Below are 19,581 nucleotides of genomic sequence, written 5' to 3'. Positions count from 1 at the left end.
CTGGAGGCAGGTCGATGAAACTGCCTTCATTGCAGCGCCGCACACTGTTGCTCATTGGCGTTGGAGCTGTGACCGCGGCCTTGTTTGGCTATGTGGTCCTGCGCGCCGGCCCTCTCGCGCCGGTGTCCGTTACGACTGCAGTCGTCGAGGCCAGTTCGATTTCACCGGCGCTGTTCGGTATCGGCACTGTCGAAGCACGTTTCTCCTACAAGATCGGCCCCACCAGCGCGGGACGCATCGGCAGGATTCTTGTTGACGTGGGTGATCAGGTTCGATCCGGCCAGACCCTGGCCGAAATGGACCCGGTAGACCTTGATGCGCGCATCGCGGCACTTGAAGCGGCGATCGGCCGAGCGGAAGCGTCGATCAAAGTCGCCGAAGCGCAGGTTGTCGATACCAGGACGCGCAAGGATTACGCACTTGCTCAGGCGAAGCGGTATGAAGAACTCTGGAAGACCCGCGCCGTCAGTGAGGTCGCAGTCGAAACGAAGCGGCAAGAGAGCGAGGTGGCGCAGGCCGCTCTCTCGGCCGCTCAGTCCAATCTTCTCGCTTCGCAGCAGGATCTCCACCGTAACCGCGCCGACCGTGACGGTCTGGTCAAGCAGCGGGAGAACCTGGTTCTGCTTGCGCCGGTAGACGGTGTCGTTTCCGCAAGAAAAGCGGAGCCGGGAACGACCGTGGTCGCGGGCCAATCGGTCGTGGAAATGATCGATCCAAAAAATCTCTGGATCAATGCCAGGTTCGATCAGATTGCCGCGACGGGCTTGCGGCAGGATTTGTCCGCCACGATCGCGTTGCGCTCACGCGCCGGCGAAGGATTACCGGGAAGCGTTGCACGGGTGGAAGTCCTTGCAGATGCGGTGACGGAAGAAAGTCTTGCAAAGGTGAACTTCGACACGCTTCCCGTGCCGCTGCCCTCGATTGGCGAGTTGGCCGAAGTATCGGTCTCCCTGCCCGAACTCGCCGCCGCGCCGACCATTCCGAATGCCGCGGTCCAGAACCTCGGCGGCAAGTTGGGTGTCTGGAAGATCGAAGGTGGGAAAATCCGGTTTACGGTTGTCCAGCTGGGGGCTGCCAACCTGGAAGGAACCGTGCAGGTCACGAGGGGTCTGAAAACTGGCGACGAGATCGTCGTCTACAGCGCCTCGAAATTGCTCAGCACGAGCCGCATTCGTGTCGCGGACAATCCGGCGGAGCTCCTCAAATGATCAGTCTTGCCGGACGCGACATTTTGCATTCCTGGGGGAAGTTTGTCTTCACGGGTGTCGGTCTGGGGCTGCTGATCGGTGTGACCTTCACCATGGCAGGCGTCTATCGGGGGATGGTCGATGACGGCAAGGTGCTGCTCGACAATAGTGGCGCCGATATGTGGGTTGTCCAGCAGAACACGCTCGGTCCATACGCCGAGTCCTCGAGCATTAACGATGACATTTACCGCATGATCCTGGCGATCCCCGGTGTCGAGCGAGCCGCCAACGTGACTTATCTTACGATGCAGGTCCGCAAGGGTACCTCCGACGTGCGGTCCATGGTGGTGGGTGTTGCACCCGGGGACATGGCGACACCTGGCCGCCCGCCCTTTCTTGTCGCCGGAAGGCACATCACACGCAGCCACTATGAAGCGGTGGCCGATATCGCCACTGGATTTTCTCTGGGAGACAGGATCGTTGTCCGGAGGAACCATTTTACCGTTGTGGGTTTGACGCGACGGACGGTGTCGTCGGGCGGCGACCCGATGGTCTTCATCCCGCTGAAGGACGCACAGGAAGCGCAATTCCTCAAGGATAACGACTCCATTGTCCGTCAGCGCCGGCGCACCAGTGAGAATCCCGAGTTCAATCGGCCGGGCGTTCCCGGCTTGCTGGACGCCATCATCGCCTCGCAAAACAGCAACCCTTACGTGAATGCCGTTCTGGTGCGCACCAAACCGGGATACGACCAGGACCGGATCGCGACAGACATCGCACGGTGGAAGCGGCTGACGGTCTATACGCGCCCGCAGATGGAGGAGATCCTGGTCGGCAAGCTGATCGCCACCTCGGCCAAGCAGATTGGCATGTTCCTGGCGATCCTTGCCGTTGTCAGCGCAGCGATCGTCGCTTTCATTATCTACACCCTGACAATGGACAAGATACGCGAGATCGCGGTGCTGAAGCTGATCGGTACCCGCAATCGCACGATCGCGTCGATGATCCTGCAGCAGGCGATCGTGCTTGGGTTGATCGGCTTCGTCGTTGGCAAGATTACAGCGACCTTTGCGGCGCCATTGTTCCCAAAGTTTGTGCTTCTTCTTTCCGCCGATACGATCGTCGGCGTTATCGCCGTCATCGCCATATGCGCGCTCGCCAGCATCGTCGCGATCCGGATGGCGTTGAAGGTCGACCCTGCCGAGGCGATCGGTGGCTGAGATGGGCGGCGGGATCCTGATCGAGAAAATCCGGAAGCGATATGGCAGCGGCTCCACAGCCGTCGATGCCCTCAAAGACGTCAATATGCGGGTCGCGCCCGGCGAGGTCGTTGGCTTGATTGGACCGTCGGGATCCGGAAAGAGCACCTTGCTCAAAGCTCTGGGGGCGGTCATCGACCCGAGCGGTGGGCGGATGACCCTTGGTGACGAACTGATCTATGACGATGGATGGAAGATCCGCGATCTGCGTGCGTTGAGGCGCGACAAGATCGGTTTTGTCTTCCAGGCGCCTTACCTCATTCCCTTTTTGGACGTGACCGACAATGTCGCCCTGCTTCCCATGCTTGCCGGCATCCCAAATCATGAATCACGCCAACGCGCGCGAGAGCTTCTAAAAGCACTCGATGTCGAGCACCGAGCCGATGCGATGCCATCGCAGCTCTCCGGCGGCGAGCAACAGCGAGTTGCCATCGCGCGCGGATTGGTCAACCGGCCGCCTGTCATTCTTGCCGACGAGCCGACCGCCCCGCTCGACAGTGTGCGCGCGTTGACCGTGATCCGGATCCTCAACGACATGGCTGTCAAATTCGGAACGGCGATCATCGTCGTCACGCACGACGAAAAGATCATCCCCACCTTCAGGCGCATCTACCACATTCGCGACGGGGTCACCCACGAAGAAGCAGGCGAAGGGCGCGGCTTCGACACAGACCCGTGAGAACGACTATCTTTTCGCTGCAACGATGGCGGTGTTTGCTGACCGGAAGCTGACGACAATTCCTGCCGATCTTCAGTAGCCCGTCAGTCCCTCTGTGCATGATTGCCTCCATCGACAACACAGCCCAGGAGCATAAATCATGAGAAAGACATTGGCAGTGCTTGCATTGCTCGCGACGCTTCCGGCAACGGCCGCGTTTGCTGGAGAAGTGTGCGACGTTCCGCCTCAGAAGAGGCAATCCTTCGAAGCTCTCGGGAAGCTTGCAGGCGACTTCGGATGGACCATCGACAAGATGAAGATCGATGATGGCTGCTACGAACTTCGGGTCACTGACGCCAGTGGAAACGTCCTCAAGGTGAAGATCGATCCCGCAACGCTCGAGGTCGTCGACGGCAGCGTCAAGCGCTTCGGCGATGACAGCGCTATCGATAGGTCGCCGGAGACGGAGTCGGACTAGCGATGGTTGCGTAGCGAGTGAGCTTGGCCTCGAAGCTGTTCATCGGGGTACATCGATGGGCGATGCCGGGTCGCCCGGCGGGCGAGCGATCTTGGTGTTGATCGCAGACCGTCCGGGACCCGGTCATCGCTCAACGGCCGAGGGCGTAAAAGACGAAAGGGGTTCCAATGGCCGGTCGTATCTTGAATCAATCTTCAAATTAGAATAATTCTAAACAGAATATCTTTCTGCATTTTCCTTCCATCACGGAATGAGGTTGCGTCGGCGCAGCATCATCCCGCTGCACACACAATCTGCCCGGAGCACTATTCATGCGCGCCCTTCACAAGGAAAATCATCTCATCGAACGCATAGGCTGGCTTCGGGCGGCGGTGCTGGGCGCCAATGACGGTCTGATCTCGACGTCGAGCCTGATCGTCGGTGTCGCCGCGGCGACCAACGCCTCGCATGAGATTCTTGTGGCCGGTGTTGCCGGGCTCGTGGCCGGGGCGATGTCGATGGCGGCGGGCGAATATGTGTCTGTCAGCTCGCAGGCCGATACCGAGGAAGCCGACATGGCGCGGGAACGTCACGAGCTGGCGACGCAGCCGGAGGCCGAACTGGCCGAACTCGCCGCGATCTACGAGCAGCGCGGCGTGGCCCCGGAGCTGGCGCGACAGGTTGCCAAACAGATGATGGCGAAGGATGCCTTCGAAGCCCATGCGCGGGACGAACTCGGATTGGCGAGCCATGTGATGGCAAGACCGGTTCAAGCCGCGCTGACCTCGGCGGTCACGTTTGCGGCGGGTGCGGCTTTGCCGTTGATCGTCGCCCTGCTTGCGCCGGCCGGAACGGCTGCATGGACCGTGTCCCTTGCTTGCCTCATCGGTCTTGCCATCCTCGGCGCAATCGGGGCACGGGCGGGCGGCGCCAGCATCTGGAAACCGACTATCCGGGTGGTGTTCTGGGGCGCTGTCGCGATGGCCTCGACCGCATTGATCGGCTCCCTGATCGGCCGGGCGGTGTGACGATGAAACGCGTGTCGTTCGATTTCCAGACCGTTATGTCCACAATTGCAGTCCTCGGGATGATGCTGGCCGTCGCCGGGACCTGGCCGCCGGCAGAAGGCCTTTCCATTCTAATATCTCCCGGTCTGGCGATGGTCTATTTGGCCGGCGGGCTTCCGGCCACCTGGAGCGCCCTGACGGCGTTGTGGCGCGATCATATCCTCGATATCGATCTTCTGATGGTCGTCGCGGCCGTTGCGGCGGCCATTGTCGGGGCGCCGTTCGAAGGCGCGGTGTTGCTGACGTTGTTCAGCGTGTCGACCACGCTCGAACACCAGGCATTGGGACGCGCGCGCCGGGCTGTTGAGGCGCTCATGGCGCTCCGGCCGGAGACAGCTTTCCGCAAAGGAGAGGACGGGACCACGGTGGAGGTTCCTGCTGCGGAGCTTGCCGTCGGCGATGTGGTGGTGCTGCGTCCGGGCGCACGCGTGCCGACCGACGGTGTGATCCTGCATGGCCGTGGCGGAATCGACGAAGCCAATATCACCGGTGAGTCGATGCCGGTCTCCAAGGAACCGGGCGAGCAGGTCTTCGAGGCGACCGTCAATCTTGACGGGGTCCTTGACGTGACCGTCACCAGGACGGTCGGCGACAGCACGATCGCGCGCATGATCCAGCTCGTCACCGAGGCGCAGGAAGCGAAGGCGCCATCCGAGCGCTTCAGCGCGTGGTTCGGCCAGCGTTATACGGTCGGTGTCCTGTTGGGCTCTGCTCTGGCCCTTGCGATCTTCTATTGGCTTGGCCGCGACTGGGAACAGGCCCTCTACAAGGCCGCGACGCTGCTGGTCGCCGCCAGTCCCTGCGCGATCGTCATATCTGTCCCCGCCGCGATCCTGTCGGCGCTCTCCGCCGCGGCGCGAGGCGGCGTGCTGTTCAAGGGGGGCAGTGCGCTCGAAACGCTCGCCGCTGTCGATACCTTCGCCTTCGACAAGACCGGGACCCTGACCAATGGACGTACGGAGGTCACGCGCATTGTCGCCCTGGATGGTGAGGATCGCCGTTTCCTTTCGCTCCTTGCCGGACTGGAAGCGCATTCCGAGCATCACATCGCTGCCGCCATCCGTCGTGAGGCCCTGGTTCATGGTGTTGAGCCGGTGGCGGTCGTGGACGTTACATCGCATCCGAGCGCCGGCATCGTCGGTTACGATTCCTTCGGCCCGATATGGGCCGGCAACGCTCACCTCGTCGAGGACATGGGCGCCCCCGTCGATGATCCGGCGTTCCGTGAACTCGCCGACAGTTCTCAGACCGTGGTCTATCTCGGGCGCGGTGCGACAGTTCTTGGGGCGGTCAGTGTTGCGGACGAAGCAAGAGCCAGCTCAGCCCCGGCGCTAGCCGCGCTTCGCGCCGGTGGCGTCAACCGCATCGTCATGATGACCGGCGACCGCAGGCCGGTGGCCTTGCGCATCGGTACGGAACTTGGCCTTGCGCCCGACGAGGTTCATGCCGAGATGCTGCCGCAGGACAAGGTGCTCCAGGTCGGCGACCTCGCGCGTGATGGCAAGGTCGCTTTCGTCGGCGATGGCGTCAACGATGCCGCCGCATTGGCTCGCGCCGACGTCGGCATCGCGATGGGAGCGGCGGGGTCGGACGTCGCACTGCAGGCCGCCGACGTCGCCCTGCTGTCGGAAGATATGAAGAAGCTGGCCGATGCACACCGGCTGGCACGGCGGACGGCCGTCATCATCCGACAGAATCTCGTTGTTGCGATCGGCGCGATGCTGCTGCTTGTGACCGGCGGCCTGTTCTTCGACCTGCCGCTTCCGCTCGCGGTGATCGGACACGAAGGCGGTACCGTTCTGGTCGTGCTGAATGGCCTGCGCCTTTTGTCCGATAAGATCCGCAGCGGTGATGGAAGTGCTGCCGTTCAACGCCGGCCCGATCCTCTATCTTCTGACAGCGAGGCGCCTCGAACTCGGGCCGCATCGCCCACCTCGCCATGAACAGGTCCGGCGTGGAATGCTCGAAGCCAGTTCGATTGCGGCCCCCGGGCTCACCGCCAACTGAAGGAGCGGACCGAGATACACCTTCCGATTAGTGCGTCTGGCGGCGAGCGCTCGCCGCAATTGTTTAATTCCCCTTCCACATTTGATCTACGACAACGTCGCTCGAAACGCGCTTGAATAGATTTGAGAACGCAATAGGAGACCTCAACCATGTACTTGCTGATCGTCATGCTAGTGGCGTTGGCCGCTTTTGCGGCTGTTGTTTTTTATCCTCGAAGAGTCAGCGCTCATTGCGACACTATGGACGGACCGACTGTCAAGGATGGAAAGCTGGCACTGGAGCGCAATGATCTCAACTATGCACTGAAGTGGATTGCGGCCGACGATACCGAAGAGTTGCGCAAGATTTTTGCCCAGAGCATCAAGGTGCGCGCACTTGGACCAGATGCTGAGGATTTGGCTGACCGGTTCTTCCTGGAGAGCCTAGTAAGAATCCACCGCGCCGGCGAAGGCGCTCCCTTCGAGGGCCTGAAGCCCTCCGGCACGCCTGTCGATGAGAAGATCGTCGTAGCCGATAAGTGTGTAGAGACTGGGGTCCTAGGCCCGTTGATTGAGCTAGTCGTTCCTAACGCCGTGGATGAGTTGAAGCATCGGTTTGCAAAAGTGATGAGCCTCAAAAACTACGATCCTGACGACGTGGGCGGCGGGCGCGCTTATGTTCAGGCATATGTAAGTTTTGTCAAGTTCGCGGAGGGTGAGGATCATGATCATCATAGACACGATGTTCATGGGTTACATCATCATTAGACCGGTCGGCTCGCAGGCGCACTGTTGCCATCGCTATCCGACGTGAGCACGACGATTGTCGTTGGATTCGCCCTCATGCTCGGCGCCATCCTTGGTGCCACAGTACATCGCTGGATCTTCTTTGTTATAAGGATCCAATCTTGGTCAATGTGTCCGACGCTGATGCCGGGTCAATTCGCGCTGGTCACCCGTGTATATAGCGAAAGGTCGATTGCGCGGGGACACATTGTTGTTGCCGCTTCAGATGAGCTCGGCTTGATGATCATCAAGAGGGTTATCGGTACACCCGGAGACGTAATCGACATTGATGGAAGCGGTCGTATCAAGGTCAATAATCTTGTTCTCGTTGAACCTTATATCGAAACGTGGGCGGGGCCGGCCGGCACCTTCATCGTTCCGCCACAGCATGTTCTCCTGTTGGGTGATAATCGATCCCAGTCAATTGATAGCCGGCAGTGGCAGCGACCATTCCTCCCTGTGACAGCAATTCGAGGGCGTCTGGTTTTCAAAACTCGCCGTTGCCGAAGTCAGAAACCACTCGCTCCGCCAGGCTCTACTGTAGATACCTAGCGGAGGAACGCCTAACGCACCAACAGCTCGCTTTATCCCGCATCCGGAGGGCATGGCTCAGTTCAAAGAGGGGGCATTCGGGCCGCAAATTGCAGGCGAAATCTTTTATTTTGGACATGGCCGAGATTGTGAAAGGTCGCAAATGCTAACATTAACTTCACTCGGCGCAGCAGGAACCGTAACCGGGTCGAAACATCTCCTGACACACGACGGCCACCGCATCCTTATCGACTGCGGGCTGTTCCAGGGGCTCAAGAACCTGCGTGAGTTGAATTGGGAGAAGCTTCCGGTTCATCCGGGGGCAATCGACGCGGTCATCCTGACGCACGCTCATCTCGACCATTCCGGATACCTGCCCCGGCTCGTCAGGGACGGTTTTCGGGGCAGCATCTACGCAACGGAGGCGACGCGGGACGTTGCCGAATTGATTCTGATGGACAGTGCCTTTCTGCAGGAGAAAGACGCCGAGTTCCTGCACAGACATCACTTGTCGAAGCATACCCCCGCCTTGCCCCTCTATGGTGCGCAAGACGCACGGCGGGCCATCGAGCAATTTTCGATCGTGCCATTTGGCAAGATTATTTCTCTGCCCAATGGCCTGACGTTGCGCTTCCGACACGCCAGCCATATCCTGGGCGCCGCGCATGCCGAGATTCATTGGGGCGGCCGCAGCCTGGTTTTCTCAGGTGACATCGGGCGCTACGACGATGCGCTGTTTCCCGATCCCGTATCAGATGGGGAGCCCGACTATATCATGGTCGAGTCGACCTACGGCGATCGGGTTCATCCGGCGGAAGACCCGGTCGAAGCGCTTGGCGCAATTGCGGAACGCACCGTGAAGCGTGGCGGCACGCTCGTCATACCGGCCTTTGCCGTCGGCCGAGCCCAACAGCTTCTCTATTATTTCTGGAGACTGAAGCGGGCAGGGCGCCTTGCGTCCACGCCAATCTTCCTCGATAGCCCAATGGCTATCGACGCAACAGAGATGATGTGCCGGCACCCGCGCGAGCATAAACTCGACCATGCGACATGCCGGGAAGCCTTCGGTATCGCCCAGTACACCAACGATGTCGAGGCTTCGAAGGCGATCACGGCGAACCGATATCCGAAGATCGTCATCGCTGCCTCCGGCATGGCAACGGGAGGGCGCGTGTTGCATCATCTCAAGACATTTGGCCCCGATCCGAGATGCACGATCCTGCTTTCCGGTTTCCAGGCTCCCGGAACACGCGGGCGTACGCTGGAGCAAGGGGCGAAAGACCTCAAAATCCATGGCAATTGGGTGCCGATCAATGCGGAGGTCGCACAACTGGACATGCTCTCGGCTCATGCCGACAGCAATGAGCTGATGCGCTGGCTCTCTGGCTTCAAGCGAGCGCCCCGGCGTGTGTTCATTGTCCACGGCGAGCCGGAAGCTTCCGAGGCGCTCCGTGTCCGGATCGAGCGCGAACTGCGGTGGCCGAGTGTGGTGCCACGGCAGAACCAGGAGTTTCACCTGTAGCGGCCGGCGTTGGATGACGGGTGCCTCGATCTCACTTGCGCCAGATCAAGAAATTTCCCTTGCCAATGGCGTATCAGGGGGAAAAAGGAAGGATCGGATTGTGGTCAAGACAGAAGAACTACCCTCAAGTTTCCGCCACGTGCGGTTGGTTCTCGCTCGCGGCAAAGATCATCTGGAGGGGGATCGGGAAGAAGGCCATGATCTTCTGGTTCCGCTCAACCACGAAGGGTTCCTTGATCCGCTCGAATGGAAGAAATCTCGCGACGCCTGTCGCGTCCGATAGTTCCGGAACGGTGAGACCGCCCGGATCGGGCTGTTGCGGCGCAAGAGGCTGATGCTAAAAGACAAGATCGTGGCATCGCTCCGCAACGCGTGACAGGACAGCGCGGCCGCGCTTGGCTGCCCCGCTTGCATTACCCGATTTCGGGGAGATCAGCGACGCCACTCTCCCCGAAACCGCCGCTTACAGCCGACCAGGCCGGCCCATCAAGGCCCGAGTGTGGCTGCATGCCCGGCCGCAATCTCCCCCTCAATTCACGGACGGCCAAAATATAGGGACGCTGCCATGCCGGCCGCAAGGCCGAGCACGCTAAGGGCGCCGACGCGCCCGCCGATCCTTGAGCCTCCGACCGATGCCGCCATCATGGCTTTGACAAGTGTATTCATGGCCACGGCGATCAGGATCGCATCTGCCGCAAGACCGGGCTCGATCGAATGCGACGCCAGGCGGGCCATGGAGATCGAAATCGCATCCACATCGGCGATGCCCGAAGCGGCGGCGGTCACCAGAACGCCCGCATTCCCGAACGACTGCTGAAGCAGATGCGACACCACCATGACCACGGTTATGAGTGTCCCCATTTTCAGGGCAGGCGCCAATTCCAGCGGGTTGGTGATCATAAGTTCCGGCTGTTCGGAGGAGCCTCGACTTTGTAGCAGCAGGAGCCCGACGCCGATGGCGAGCATGCCACCGCCGATGAGCAATGGCCATTTGAGATGCGGAAGCAAGCTTGGGTTCAAGGCCGTCGCCACGACTGCAACGCGGATGATCATGGTCAAGCCGGAAAGAAGCACGCCACAGGAAAGCAGCGTGCTGGACTCGGGGTGCCGGCGGGCAAGCCTTGCCAGCGTCAAGGTCGTAGCTGTCGAAGAGGCGAGCCCGCCCGCAATCGCCGTCATCAGGACGCCAAGCCGGTCCCCGAACACGCGGACGGCGACGTAGCCGGCGAAGGAGACCGCGGCGATCAGGATGGTCAGCAACCAGATCTCATATGGATTGACGGTGCCCCAGGGATCGACCGGCCTGTTCGGCAGGATCGGCAGCATGAGAAAGGTCATTGCCAGAAGCGTCAGGCCCGACCGGATCTCATTCCAGCTCAGCGACGCGACCCAACGATGCAACGGCTCGCGCAGGGCAAGCAGCACAACCGTGGCAACAGCCCCGGCGATGGCGGCTGCAAGGTCGCCGACGACGGCAAGCGTTCCCAGCAGGAACGTGGCTATGCCGGCGACGACGGATGTAGCGCTGTAATTTCGCTCGGCCCGCGCTTCGAGCCAGTGGTAGGAGGCGAATGCCGCGGTGAACCCGAGGAAAACAAGACCGATCACGAGGCCAGAGTCGAACTGCCGGGCCAGGGCGCCGGTAATGCCGCCGGTGAGACCGGTCAGCGCGAACGTTCGTAGACCTGCCGCGCGCAGATGGTCTTCCTCGTTGCGGGTACGCCATCCACGCTCCAGGCCGATCAGTAGACCGATCGAAAGCGATACCGCAAGGCGGCTGAGCAGGGCGTCAGTGTCCATGGTCTCCCGAGTTGCCTTTCAGCATCTGGCGTCGATGTCGATGATCATTTGTCTATGAAGAACCTTGCCTCAAACCCGTCAATTCTGCCGCTTGCGGGAGATTGGAGTTCTATCCGTCCATTTGTTCCGGCAGCGATGGTCCGGGCGATGGCGAGCCCGAGGCCGGCCCCCCGCACCAGGGCCTGACCGCGCTCGAAGGGCTCGCTCAGCCGCGCAAGCACTGCGGAAGGCACGACCGGGCCGGCGTTCGTGACACGCAGACAACCGTCTGCCGACAAGGCGACGGCGACCGGCTCGTTCCGCACGCCATGCTTGAGGGCGTTTTCGATCAGGTTTCGGGCCAGGATGGCGAAGGCGTCGGCGTCGATGCTTGCGAACACCGGAGCGTCTGGCAGTATCAAGTCGATGCGCCCTGCCGTATCCGCCTGCCCGTCGAATTCGCTCACGACCATCCGCAGGATGGCGCCGATCTCGACCGGCATCTCGGCGAGAAGGCGTCCCCCCTCGGCTCTCACCAGTTGCATGAGTTTCTCGGTGAGGCGGGAAAGGCGCCGTAAGGCGGTCTGCATATCCTCGGCGCGCTCGCGCGTGGCGTCGTCCGGCGCTTGCGCGATCATGCGCTGCGCCTGCGCCAGTGCCGCGGCAACTGGCGTCCGCAACTCATGGGCCGATTTGGCCGCCAGGCTGCGTTCGGCCTGCAGGGTACGTGTCAATCGGTCCAGGAGGTGGTTGACCGCTTTGGCGACGGGGCCAATCTCAGAAGGCAGGTCCTTCGCGTCGATGGGTGTCAGATCACCGCCGCCCCGCGCTTCAATTTGCGAGCGGAAGGTCCGAACCGGGCTCATGGACAGCCGGACAATGACCCAGATGCCGATCAAGCCGAGCGGAACAATGACGGCCAGCGGCAGGCTCAGCCCGAGCGACAATCGTCCGGCGGTCATCCGGCGATGCGACAGGGGTTCCGCGATGGTGATGGTCAGGTTCTGCTGGAGGGTAGCGTCGGAGTAGAGGCGGTGCGTCGGCGTCGTGGCGAAGCCCATCCCGGAAAACGGCGGGAATGCAGCGAGGTCGGCGCTGTGCGACCGCAGCAGAACCTTGCCCGCCGCATCGCGCACGACATAGGTGAAATACTCGTCGTGCTGGCGGAGCGTGGCAACACGCTGTTCGGTGTCATCGGCATCGCGGCCGATGATCTCGATGGCCGCAAGCGGCAGGATGCGTTGCGCCGTCTCTTCGAGGGCGCTGTCGAACACCTCGTCCATTTCATGGCGCAGCATCTGCGCGGTCCCGACCGCGGCAAGCGCCCATAACACCGTCAGCCCCAGCCCCAGCCATAGCGAGAGCCGCCATTGCAGGCTCCTGGGCCGCATCATCTTGCCGTTCCAAGACGATACCCGATGCCCCGCACCGTATCGATCGCGCCGTGGCCAAGCTTCTTTCGCAGTCTGCTGACGTGAACCTCGATCGTATTGCTCTCGACCTCTGCGCCGAACGCATAGAGCCGGTCTTCGAGCTGCGCCTTGGTCATCGCGATGCCGGGCCGCTGCAGAAATGCTTCGAACAGCGCCCATTCGCGCCCGGTAAGCTCGACAGGGCGCGCGCCGTGCATTACGGTCCGGGCGGCGAGATCGATGCGCAGGTCGCCGATCTCGATGAGGGGATTCGGGTTGCCACTGTACCGCCGCGCCACGGCATTCAGCCGCGAGGCGAGTTCCGACAGATCGAACGGCTTGATCATGTAGTCGTCGGCGCCGGCATCGAGGCCCGCGATGCGGTCGGAGATCTGGTCGAGCGCCGTCAGGATGATGACCGGTGTCACGCTGCCCTCGGCTCGAAGCTTTTTGAGAAAGGCGATGCCCAATCCGTCTGGGAGCATCAGATCGAGCAGGATGAGATCGTATGCCGCGCTTTGGAGATGTTCGCGCGCTGCATCGAGCCGTGTCACCCAGTCCACCGAGTGGAGGGCGGCGACCTGCTCGCGCACGGCCTTTCCGAGGATTGCATCGTCTTCGATCAGTAGAACTCTCATCAGGGTCACCCGTCTCGCCATCCTCCTGCCTAGCGTCCGATGCTGTCGGTTTGCTGAAGACCGGCCCATCGCTGCTTCAGGCGTTCGTCAGGAGAACGTGCCATGGTTCACCCGAAAGCGCATTGATCAGGAACAATGAAACGATGAAACATTTGCTGGCCGCGATCCTCGTTCTGGCGTTCTCCGGTCCCGGTATCGCCAAGGCTGACGACGACGATTGCCATGTCTCGATGGATCGATGGAAGCCGCGGGAAGCGGTCGAAACAATGGCCGCCGGTCAAGGCTGGACCGTTGCCAGGATCAAGATCGACGACGGCTGTTACGAAATCCGAGGAACCGACCGGAACGGCCTCACATTCAAGGCCAAGGTCGATCCGGAAACCCTCGAAATCGTCAGTTTCCGGCACAGGGATCGCTATGACGACCGTCACGGATCGAGGCGTCAGCGGCCGCCAGCTTCGGAGAACGACGCCGTAGGCGGGACATCCTCCAACACCGTGCTCGGGACGACCGTGCGGCCCAAGACCACCATCAAGTAGCAATCCCATCTCGCTATCGCTCAAGCGCTGCGACCGTCGCAAGGAGATTCCGCCATGCCTCATGATCCGGCCCGTTATTCCAGAAGCATGATTGTCATCCACTGGCTGACAGCCCTGCTGATCCTCGGGGCCTGGCTGACCTCGACGGGAGGCCGTCATATGGCCGAAAACCCGCCCTTGCTGCATTTCTCGTTCGGGTTGGCCGTGCTCGTCCTGGTGCTTCCGCGCTTGATCCTGCGCCTTGTGGGCGCAACCCCGGACGCGCCGCAGTCCAATTGCCGTCTCGCCCTTGCCGCCAAAGCCGGACATGCGCTGCTGTATCTGTTCCTCATTGCCCTGCCGTTGAGCGGCTGGTACGCCGCCTCGCGCCTTGGTGTTCCCGTTTCCGTCTTCGGCTTCCAGCTTCCGGCGATCACCGAGCGGGTGCAGGGCGCACCGGGCCTGATCGCGGACATTCATGAGAATGCCGGCACGATCATCCTCTACCTCGCCGGACTGCATGCCGCGATGGCGGTCTGGCACCAGTACGTCCTACGCGACGGGACGTTGCAGCGGATGTCCCCGCGCTAACGCGGCGGCAGAATCACGCGCCCGAGCGGAGCGTGGCTGGCTGCCGACTTGTTCAGTCCCCGGAGCTTTCGCGACTGGCCTGCCAACAGGCCGGCCGCTGCTCTATCTGCTGTGGACTTGACCGTGTCCGATGCTTCCTGACGAAGTGCTGACGGAAAATCCCGATGACCGTCAGGCAACTCTCAGGCGGCTTCGCCACTGTGGCGAGGACGGGTCGGCGCTCTGCGACGACCCGGACACCGTTTCCTCGCAGAAGGCAAGCCGACATGAAATCTCTTCTCGCAGTTCTCGCCATGACAACCGCCCTCACGTTCCCCGGCCTCGCCATGGCCCGGCCGGTGACATTGACCACAACGCTGACCAACTATGGCGGCGACGGCGCCTATCTCGCGCTCTATGTCACCGATCCCCAGGGCAAATATGCCGGCACGCTCTGGGTCGCTGGCGGCAAGTCCAAATATTACGAGCATCTATCGGGCTGGTATCGCGCCACTGGCGGCCGCTCCGGTATCGACGGCATTACCGGCGCTAGCGTCGGTGCGGGGCGCACGCTGGAGATCTCGCTCGACCTTGCCGATGCGCTTTTCGACGCAGGTTACACGCTGCATGTCGACGCAGCCGTGGAGGACATGCGTGACAGCCCCAACGAGGTCGCCGTTCCCCTGACCACTGCGGGCGCAAAGGCGTCTGTTCGCGGTCGACGCTACGTGTCGACCGTTGCCTACTCCTTCTAGGCGGTGGACGACATGATCCGTGCCATCCATCGCTGGCCAGGCCTTCTGGCCGCTCTTTTTCTGCTGGTTTTGAGCCTTAGCGGTGCAGCACTCTCGCTGTTTCCCGCCGCCGAGCGGTTGTCCGCCCCGCAGGCCGAGGCAGGGCTTTCCGTCGCTACGCTGGCCGGACGCATCCTCACCGTCTACCCTCAGATAGAACAGATTCGTCGCGCGCCCTCCGGCAAGATCACCGCCTATTGGTTCGAGGATGGGGCGCCTCAGGCCGCCATCATCGATCCCGCAACAGGGCTGGATGTCGCCTCCAGCGATCCGAATGCCGTCGAGCAGTGGCTTACCGGTCTGCACCGGTCGCTCTTTCTCGGTGACGGCGGGCGTATCGCGGCGGCAGTGGGCGCTGCCGCCATGCTGGTCCTGGCTGTGTCCGGCACCATCCTCGTTGCCCGAAGGGCCGGCGGCTGGCGGCGATGGTTCGCGCCGATACGCGGGCCGCTCGTCGGAAGATTGCATGTCGAGATCGCGCGCGTCGCCGTCGCAGGCCTCGTTTTGTCCTCGGTCACCGCATTGTGGATGACGGCATCGACATTCGATCTCCTTCCTGACGCGGCCACATCTCCCGTCGCCCACATCGAGGCGAGCGGCCGGGTCGGCATGGCCGCATCGCATATGGATCTGCTGGAACGGACACCGGTCAGCGAACTGCGCAGCCTGGCGTTTCCCGATCCGGCCGATGCGACGGATGTCTTCACGCTCAAGACCGATCGCGGCACGGGCTATCTGGATCAGGGTACCGGCGTGCTGCTGGCCTGGAGCGGCTTGACCGGATGGCAGCGTCTCTCGGAGACCATCTATATGCTGCATACCGGCCAAGGCGCGGCCGCCTTGGGCCTCGTGCTCGGCATGATGGCGCTCGGCGTGCCGGCGATTGCGGGCACCGGCCTCACCCTGTGGCTGGCGGGTCGGCGCGGGCGACCACGGATTCACGGCAATGTAACGGCTGGACGTGCGGAAACGATCCTGCTTGTCGGCAGCGAGAGCGGCAGCACATGGAGCTTCGCTGCGACACTGCACGCCGCGCTGACGAAGCTCGGGCAGGCGGTTCACACCGCGCCGATGTCGTCATTCGATCCTGAGCGCTACCGGCATGCCCGGCGCGTTCTCATTCTTGCGGCAACCTATGGCGATGGCGATGCGCCCGCTTCGGCGCGGGGGTTTCTCGATCGCCTGCAAACCCTGCCGGTAGAGCCAACCATTCCGTTCGCCGTGCTCGGCTTCGGTGACCGCAGCTTCCCGGCCTACTGCGCTTTTGCCCAGGTCGTTGCGAGGGCCGCCGAGGCGCGAGGGTGGAGCACGCTCATCCCATACGAAACCGTCGACCGGCAGTCGCCGCAGGATTTTGCCCGTTGGGGACGATCGCTGGGCGAGGCGATGGGGATCGGGCTGGAGCTTGTCCATCGGCCAGCCTTGCCGGCGGCCTCCCCACTGACCCTCGTTTCGCGACGCGAATATGGCGCGGAGGTGCAAGCTCCGACAGTGATCCTGCGGTTCGCGCTGCCTAAAGTCCCGCTCTGGCATCGGTTGGCCGGGCGTGGCTTCGGTCGGTTTTCGGCAGGCGATCTTCTCGGCGTGCTGCCCGAGGACTCGTCCGTTCCCCGGTTCTACTCGCTGGCTTCGGGACGGCGCGACGGCTTCATCGAGATCGTCGTGAAGAAGCATCCGGCGGGGCTCTGTTCCGGGCAGCTCTTAAATCTGGAGCCAGGATGTGCCGTTCGCGCGTTCATCCGCACCAATCCCGGCTTCCATGCCGGCAAGAGCGAGGCGCCGCTGATCCTGATCGGAGCCGGAACAGGGATAGGGCCGCTGGCAGGGTTCGTGCGCGCCAATGCGCGTCGCCGTCCGATCCACCTGTTCTTCGGAATGCGTCATCCTGCCAGCGATTTCCTCTACAAAGACGAACTGACGCGCTGGCATCGCGAAGGGCGCCTTCACCGGCTCGTCGGGGCCTGCTCGCGCGGGCGGATGCCGCGCTATGTCCAGCACGCTCTTCTTGAGGAAGCCGCCCAGATCGCGGCCCTGATCCGCGGCGGCGCGCGCATCATGGTCTGTGGTGGGCGGGATATGGCCGTCGGCGTTTCGGCGGCGCTTGCCGAGATTCTCGCGCCGGTAGGGTTGACGCCGGCCCTGCTCAAGGCGGAGGGACGCTATGTCGAAGACGTCTACTGATCCGATGAGGCACGCGCTCAACGGACCGACCATGGGAACGCGCTGGTCCGCGCTGTTCTACACGGAGGCAGGGTTCGATCCGGAGCCGGTTCGGAACGCTCTTCAGGCGGAAATGGACGAGGTGGACGCGCAGATGTCCACCTGGAAGCCCGACAGCGCTCTGATGACGTTGAACGCCGGTCCCGTCGGCGACTGGATCGAGGTGCCGGCGCGTCTGGCAGACGTGCTGCGCTTGGCGCTTGAAATCGGTCGTGCGTCCGGCGGGGCCTTCGATATCGGCGTGGGCGATGCTGTCGACGCCTGGGGTTTTGGCCCGCAAGCGGCCGACCGGGCCCTGATCCAGAAGGCACTCGCGAGATCGCGCCAACCCGCCCATGCGGCGCTCGAGCTCAATCCTGTTCACGCGACGGTGCGAAAGCGCGCGCCGATCGCCATCGACCTCAACGGCATTGCCAAGGGATATGGCGTCGACCGGCTGGCCGCGATCCTCGGGCGCTTCAGCATAACTTCTGGCCTCGCGGGAATTGACGGCGAGATGAGGGCGCTCGGTCTGCGTCCCGGCGGTGAGCCTTGGAATATCGCAATTGAAAGTCCCGACACGGCCCGTCGAGCGCCGTACTCCATCCTCGCCTTGCAGGATGCTGCGGTCGCTACCTCTGGCGATTACCGACATTGGACTGTCGCGAACGGTCGCCGTCTCTCGCACACCATGGATCCGTGCCGTGGTGCGCCGCTGCTGTCGTCGCCCGCTTCGGTTACTGTGGTCGCGCAAACCTGTGCTGAAGCCGACGCCTGGGCGACCGCGTTGATGGTTCTCGGCCCGACGTCCGGGGCTGAGCTTGCCCGGCACCTTGGCCTCGACGTGCTGTTTCTTCTACGCGACGCCTCGGGTCGGGTCCGGCCGATAGCGACAGGGCCCCTTTTTTCCGCCGGCCGGGATATCCATGTGTCATCAGGTGCTTGCGAATGACGGGTAAGAGTTGTGCGACCCCACGATTCTGCGGATTTGTTTCGACCTCCTCGAGAGGGGAGCAATGGCCGATAGCTCGCCATGACCGTCGATGGTGGCGTCAGCAGCCAATTCGCGTCATGAAGGATTTCAGGTAGAGCATAAGCGTCGCCGCTTCAACGATCTGCGCAACAGCCACGCAACGTGAAAGCATCGTCACCGGCCACGACGACGGTATCATCAGGCAATTCATTTAGGAGAAGCGCGATGGCCGGCATGGACGCCTAAGGCAATGGCGGGTTCACCGATCAGGTCGGCAACCACTATCGGAAGACCTTCGGTTCAAGACCGATGGCCGGAGCATCGAGACCGTGCCCATGAATCCGGCCGACTTTCGCGAGCTCGTCGGGAACCTGCTCGAAAATGCCGCCAAATGGGCGAATGCCGAATTCGCATCCGCTGGGGCTCGATGAAGGTGGCTTGCTTTTGACGATCGCGGACAACGGTCCGAACGTGCCTGAGCAGGACCTTGGCAATCTCACCCGTCGCGGCTGGCGTCTCGATACTGCATCGCCCAGCTCGGGCATTGGTCTTTCGATCGTCTGCGAAATCGTCGACGTCTATCGCATAGGCTTTGCGCGGCTCTGTTGCAAAAAATTCCGCTGGCAAGGAAAGGCCTCGTTCTCTGCTGTCAAGCGGTCTGACCTTGTAGATTCTGGGCGAGCAGTTCCACGGCTTCTGTCAACGCGCTCGGCCCTATACCAAAAGCGCGTTCAACGATACGCGCTTCCCCACGGATGTCCCGTGTCAGGTTGAAAATAGCAGCCTGGCCCTTGCGCAAGGCCCACATGACCTCGAAGCCCTTTATCGTCGCATATGCCGTCTTCAACGTCTTGAACCCTCTGACCGGTTTGATCAGCTGCTTCAGCTTGCCGTGGTCAGCCTCGACGACATTGTTCAGGTATTTGACCTGCCGATGCACCAGTTCATCAGGGCATTTGCCTTCGGCCTTCAACTGCGCGATGGCAATCCCGTAGGTTGGTGCTTTGTCAGTGTTGATGACACGCGGCTTTTCCCAGTCTTTCAAACCGTTCAAAGCCTTCCCCAAAAAGCGCTTGGCTGCTTTGGCGTTACGCGTCGGAGACAGGTAGAAATCGATCGGGTGTTGTCACGTTAAGTTTCTCTGGCCGGAAAGGCCAGGGGCTCGTAGATATTCAGGCGAAACAGGCCGCAATTTTCCATGCATCGAAAGCTTCGAGGCGATGGTAGCGAATTGTGTGTGCGGCTC

General features: G+C 62.0%; 18 protein-coding genes and 1 pseudogene. 15 read left to right on the top strand and 4 right to left on the bottom strand.

Annotated elements, in window-relative coordinates:
• Nucleotides 1-14 precede the first annotated feature (14 nt).
• From F9K91_RS19350 to F9K91_RS19305, 10 genes are all read left to right on the top strand, one after another.
• A complete protein-coding gene (locus tag F9K91_RS19350; protein WP_151678500.1) occupies nt 15-1,208 on the top strand; it encodes an efflux RND transporter periplasmic adaptor subunit in 1,194 nt (397 codons plus the stop codon).
• Nucleotides 1,205-2,407: an ABC transporter permease gene (locus tag F9K91_RS19345; protein WP_151558669.1), complete on the top strand. Its 1,203-nt coding sequence runs from the start codon at nt 1,205-1,207 to the stop codon at nt 2,405-2,407. Before F9K91_RS19350 ends, F9K91_RS19345 begins: the two co-directional genes overlap by 4 nt.
• A 1-nt stretch (nt 2,408) precedes the next feature.
• The gene (locus tag F9K91_RS19340) at nt 2,409-3,125 is read left to right on the top strand and encodes an ABC transporter ATP-binding protein (protein ID WP_151558675.1); all 717 of its coding nucleotides are present in this window, start codon (nt 2,409-2,411) and stop codon (nt 3,123-3,125) included.
• Between the two features lie 139 nt (nt 3,126-3,264).
• Nucleotides 3,265-3,582, top strand: a complete 318-nt coding sequence (locus F9K91_RS19335; RefSeq protein WP_151558667.1) for a PepSY domain-containing protein — start codon at nt 3,265-3,267, stop codon at nt 3,580-3,582.
• Between the two features lie 311 nt (nt 3,583-3,893).
• A complete protein-coding gene (locus F9K91_RS19330) occupies nt 3,894-4,589 on the top strand; it encodes a VIT1/CCC1 transporter family protein (RefSeq protein WP_151558665.1) in 696 nt (231 codons plus the stop codon).
• 2 nt (nt 4,590-4,591) lie between these two features.
• On the top strand, nt 4,592-6,571 hold the full coding sequence (locus F9K91_RS19325; RefSeq protein WP_151653759.1) for a heavy metal translocating P-type ATPase: 1,980 nt from the start codon (nt 4,592-4,594) through the stop codon (nt 6,569-6,571).
• A gap of 213 nt (nt 6,572-6,784) precedes the next feature.
• On the top strand, nt 6,785-7,381 hold the full coding sequence (locus F9K91_RS19320) for a DUF6448 family protein (protein ID WP_151558661.1): 597 nt from the start codon (nt 6,785-6,787) through the stop codon (nt 7,379-7,381).
• Between the two features lie 75 nt (nt 7,382-7,456).
• Nucleotides 7,457-7,951 (top strand): signal peptidase I, encoded by a 495-nt coding sequence (lepB, locus tag F9K91_RS19315; protein ID WP_151558659.1) that lies wholly within the window; start codon nt 7,457-7,459, stop codon nt 7,949-7,951.
• Between the two features lie 142 nt (nt 7,952-8,093).
• Nucleotides 8,094-9,452 (top strand): MBL fold metallo-hydrolase RNA specificity domain-containing protein, encoded by a 1,359-nt coding sequence (locus tag F9K91_RS19310; protein WP_151653761.1) that lies wholly within the window; start codon nt 8,094-8,096, stop codon nt 9,450-9,452.
• A gap of 100 nt (nt 9,453-9,552) precedes the next feature.
• Entirely contained in the window at nt 9,553-9,735 is a 183-nt protein-coding gene (locus F9K91_RS19305) for a hypothetical protein (protein ID WP_192799339.1), read from the top strand.
• A gap of 251 nt (nt 9,736-9,986) precedes the next feature.
• Here the strand turns inward: F9K91_RS19305 and F9K91_RS19300 are convergent, their stop codons facing one another.
• Genes F9K91_RS19300 through F9K91_RS19290 form a run of 3 tightly spaced genes read right to left on the bottom strand, consistent with a single transcriptional unit; the run spans nt 9,987 to nt 13,281 of the window.
• Entirely contained in the window at nt 9,987-11,252 is a 1,266-nt protein-coding gene (locus F9K91_RS19300; protein ID WP_151678499.1) for an MgtC/SapB family protein, read from the bottom strand.
• A gap of 44 nt (nt 11,253-11,296) precedes the next feature.
• On the bottom strand, nt 11,297-12,625 hold the full coding sequence (locus F9K91_RS19295; protein WP_151558653.1) for an ATP-binding protein: 1,329 nt from the start codon (nt 12,623-12,625) through the stop codon (nt 11,297-11,299).
• On the bottom strand, nt 12,622-13,281 hold the full coding sequence (locus F9K91_RS19290; protein WP_151653765.1) for a response regulator transcription factor: 660 nt from the start codon (nt 13,279-13,281) through the stop codon (nt 12,622-12,624). The genes F9K91_RS19295 and F9K91_RS19290 overlap by 4 nt, the downstream gene beginning before the upstream one ends.
• Nucleotides 13,282-13,424: 143 nt before the next feature.
• Between F9K91_RS19290 and F9K91_RS19285 the strand changes: the two genes are divergently transcribed.
• The 5 genes from F9K91_RS19285 (at nt 13,425) to F9K91_RS19265 (ending at nt 18,314) form a co-directional block, all read left to right on the top strand.
• A complete protein-coding gene (locus tag F9K91_RS19285; protein ID WP_151558651.1) occupies nt 13,425-13,820 on the top strand; it encodes a PepSY domain-containing protein in 396 nt (131 codons plus the stop codon).
• 54 nt (nt 13,821-13,874) lie between these two features.
• Nucleotides 13,875-14,390 (top strand): cytochrome b, encoded by a 516-nt coding sequence (locus F9K91_RS19280; RefSeq protein ID WP_151653767.1) that lies wholly within the window; start codon nt 13,875-13,877, stop codon nt 14,388-14,390.
• A 266-nt stretch (nt 14,391-14,656) separates the two neighbouring features.
• Nucleotides 14,657-15,124 (top strand): DUF2271 domain-containing protein, encoded by a 468-nt coding sequence (locus tag F9K91_RS19275; protein ID WP_151653769.1) that lies wholly within the window; start codon nt 14,657-14,659, stop codon nt 15,122-15,124.
• A gap of 12 nt (nt 15,125-15,136) precedes the next feature.
• Nucleotides 15,137-17,344 carry a PepSY domain-containing protein gene (locus F9K91_RS19270; RefSeq protein ID WP_151678498.1) on the top strand — a complete coding sequence of 736 codons (2,208 nt, stop codon included), beginning with the start codon at nt 15,137-15,139 and terminating at the stop codon, nt 17,342-17,344.
• Nucleotides 17,325-18,314 carry an FAD:protein FMN transferase gene (locus F9K91_RS19265; RefSeq protein WP_151558643.1) on the top strand — a complete coding sequence of 330 codons (990 nt, stop codon included), beginning with the start codon at nt 17,325-17,327 and terminating at the stop codon, nt 18,312-18,314. The genes F9K91_RS19270 and F9K91_RS19265 overlap by 20 nt, the downstream gene beginning before the upstream one ends.
• A gap of 670 nt (nt 18,315-18,984) precedes the next feature.
• Here F9K91_RS19265 and F9K91_RS19260 read toward each other — a convergent pair.
• Nucleotides 18,985-19,452, bottom strand: a pseudogene (locus F9K91_RS19260) (DDE-type integrase/transposase/recombinase); the annotation flags it as partial.
• Nucleotides 19,453-19,581 lie beyond the last annotated feature (129 nt).

This window comes from Brucella tritici (assembly GCF_008932295.1).
Lineage (GTDB): Bacteria > Pseudomonadota > Alphaproteobacteria > Rhizobiales > Rhizobiaceae > Brucella > Brucella tritici.
Note: the sequence above shows the minus strand (reverse complement) of the source record. Positions and strands in the feature narration are given on the sequence as shown.

What these genes read in the sequence shown, in the direction of transcription:
- F9K91_RS19265 (WP_151558643.1), top strand. Translation starts at nt 17,325, where the DNA reads ATGTCGAAGACGTCTACTGATCCGATGAGGCACGCGCTCAACGGACCG.
- F9K91_RS19340 (WP_151558675.1), top strand. Translation starts at nt 2,409, where the DNA reads ATGGGCGGCGGGATCCTGATCGAGAAAATCCGGAAGCGATATGGCAGC.
- F9K91_RS19290 (WP_151653765.1), bottom strand. Translation starts at nt 13,281, where the DNA reads ATGAGAGTTCTACTGATCGAAGACGATGCAATCCTCGGAAAGGCCGTG.
- F9K91_RS19335 (WP_151558667.1), top strand. Translation starts at nt 3,265, where the DNA reads ATGAGAAAGACATTGGCAGTGCTTGCATTGCTCGCGACGCTTCCGGCA.
- F9K91_RS19280 (WP_151653767.1), top strand. Translation starts at nt 13,875, where the DNA reads ATGCCTCATGATCCGGCCCGTTATTCCAGAAGCATGATTGTCATCCAC.
- F9K91_RS19350 (WP_151678500.1), top strand. Translation starts at nt 15, where the DNA reads ATGAAACTGCCTTCATTGCAGCGCCGCACACTGTTGCTCATTGGCGTT.
- lepB (WP_151558659.1), top strand. Translation starts at nt 7,457, where the DNA reads ATGCTCGGCGCCATCCTTGGTGCCACAGTACATCGCTGGATCTTCTTT.
- F9K91_RS19270 (WP_151678498.1), top strand. Translation starts at nt 15,137, where the DNA reads ATGATCCGTGCCATCCATCGCTGGCCAGGCCTTCTGGCCGCTCTTTTT.
- F9K91_RS19295 (WP_151558653.1), bottom strand. Translation starts at nt 12,625, where the DNA reads ATGATGCGGCCCAGGAGCCTGCAATGGCGGCTCTCGCTATGGCTGGGG.
- F9K91_RS19345 (WP_151558669.1), top strand. Translation starts at nt 1,205, where the DNA reads ATGATCAGTCTTGCCGGACGCGACATTTTGCATTCCTGGGGGAAGTTT.
- F9K91_RS19300 (WP_151678499.1), bottom strand. Translation starts at nt 11,252, where the DNA reads ATGGACACTGACGCCCTGCTCAGCCGCCTTGCGGTATCGCTTTCGATC.
- F9K91_RS19310 (WP_151653761.1), top strand. Translation starts at nt 8,094, where the DNA reads ATGCTAACATTAACTTCACTCGGCGCAGCAGGAACCGTAACCGGGTCG.
- F9K91_RS19320 (WP_151558661.1), top strand. Translation starts at nt 6,785, where the DNA reads ATGTACTTGCTGATCGTCATGCTAGTGGCGTTGGCCGCTTTTGCGGCT.
- F9K91_RS19330 (WP_151558665.1), top strand. Translation starts at nt 3,894, where the DNA reads ATGCGCGCCCTTCACAAGGAAAATCATCTCATCGAACGCATAGGCTGG.
- F9K91_RS19325 (WP_151653759.1), top strand. Translation starts at nt 4,592, where the DNA reads ATGAAACGCGTGTCGTTCGATTTCCAGACCGTTATGTCCACAATTGCA.
- F9K91_RS19275 (WP_151653769.1), top strand. Translation starts at nt 14,657, where the DNA reads ATGAAATCTCTTCTCGCAGTTCTCGCCATGACAACCGCCCTCACGTTC.
- F9K91_RS19285 (WP_151558651.1), top strand. Translation starts at nt 13,425, where the DNA reads ATGAAACATTTGCTGGCCGCGATCCTCGTTCTGGCGTTCTCCGGTCCC.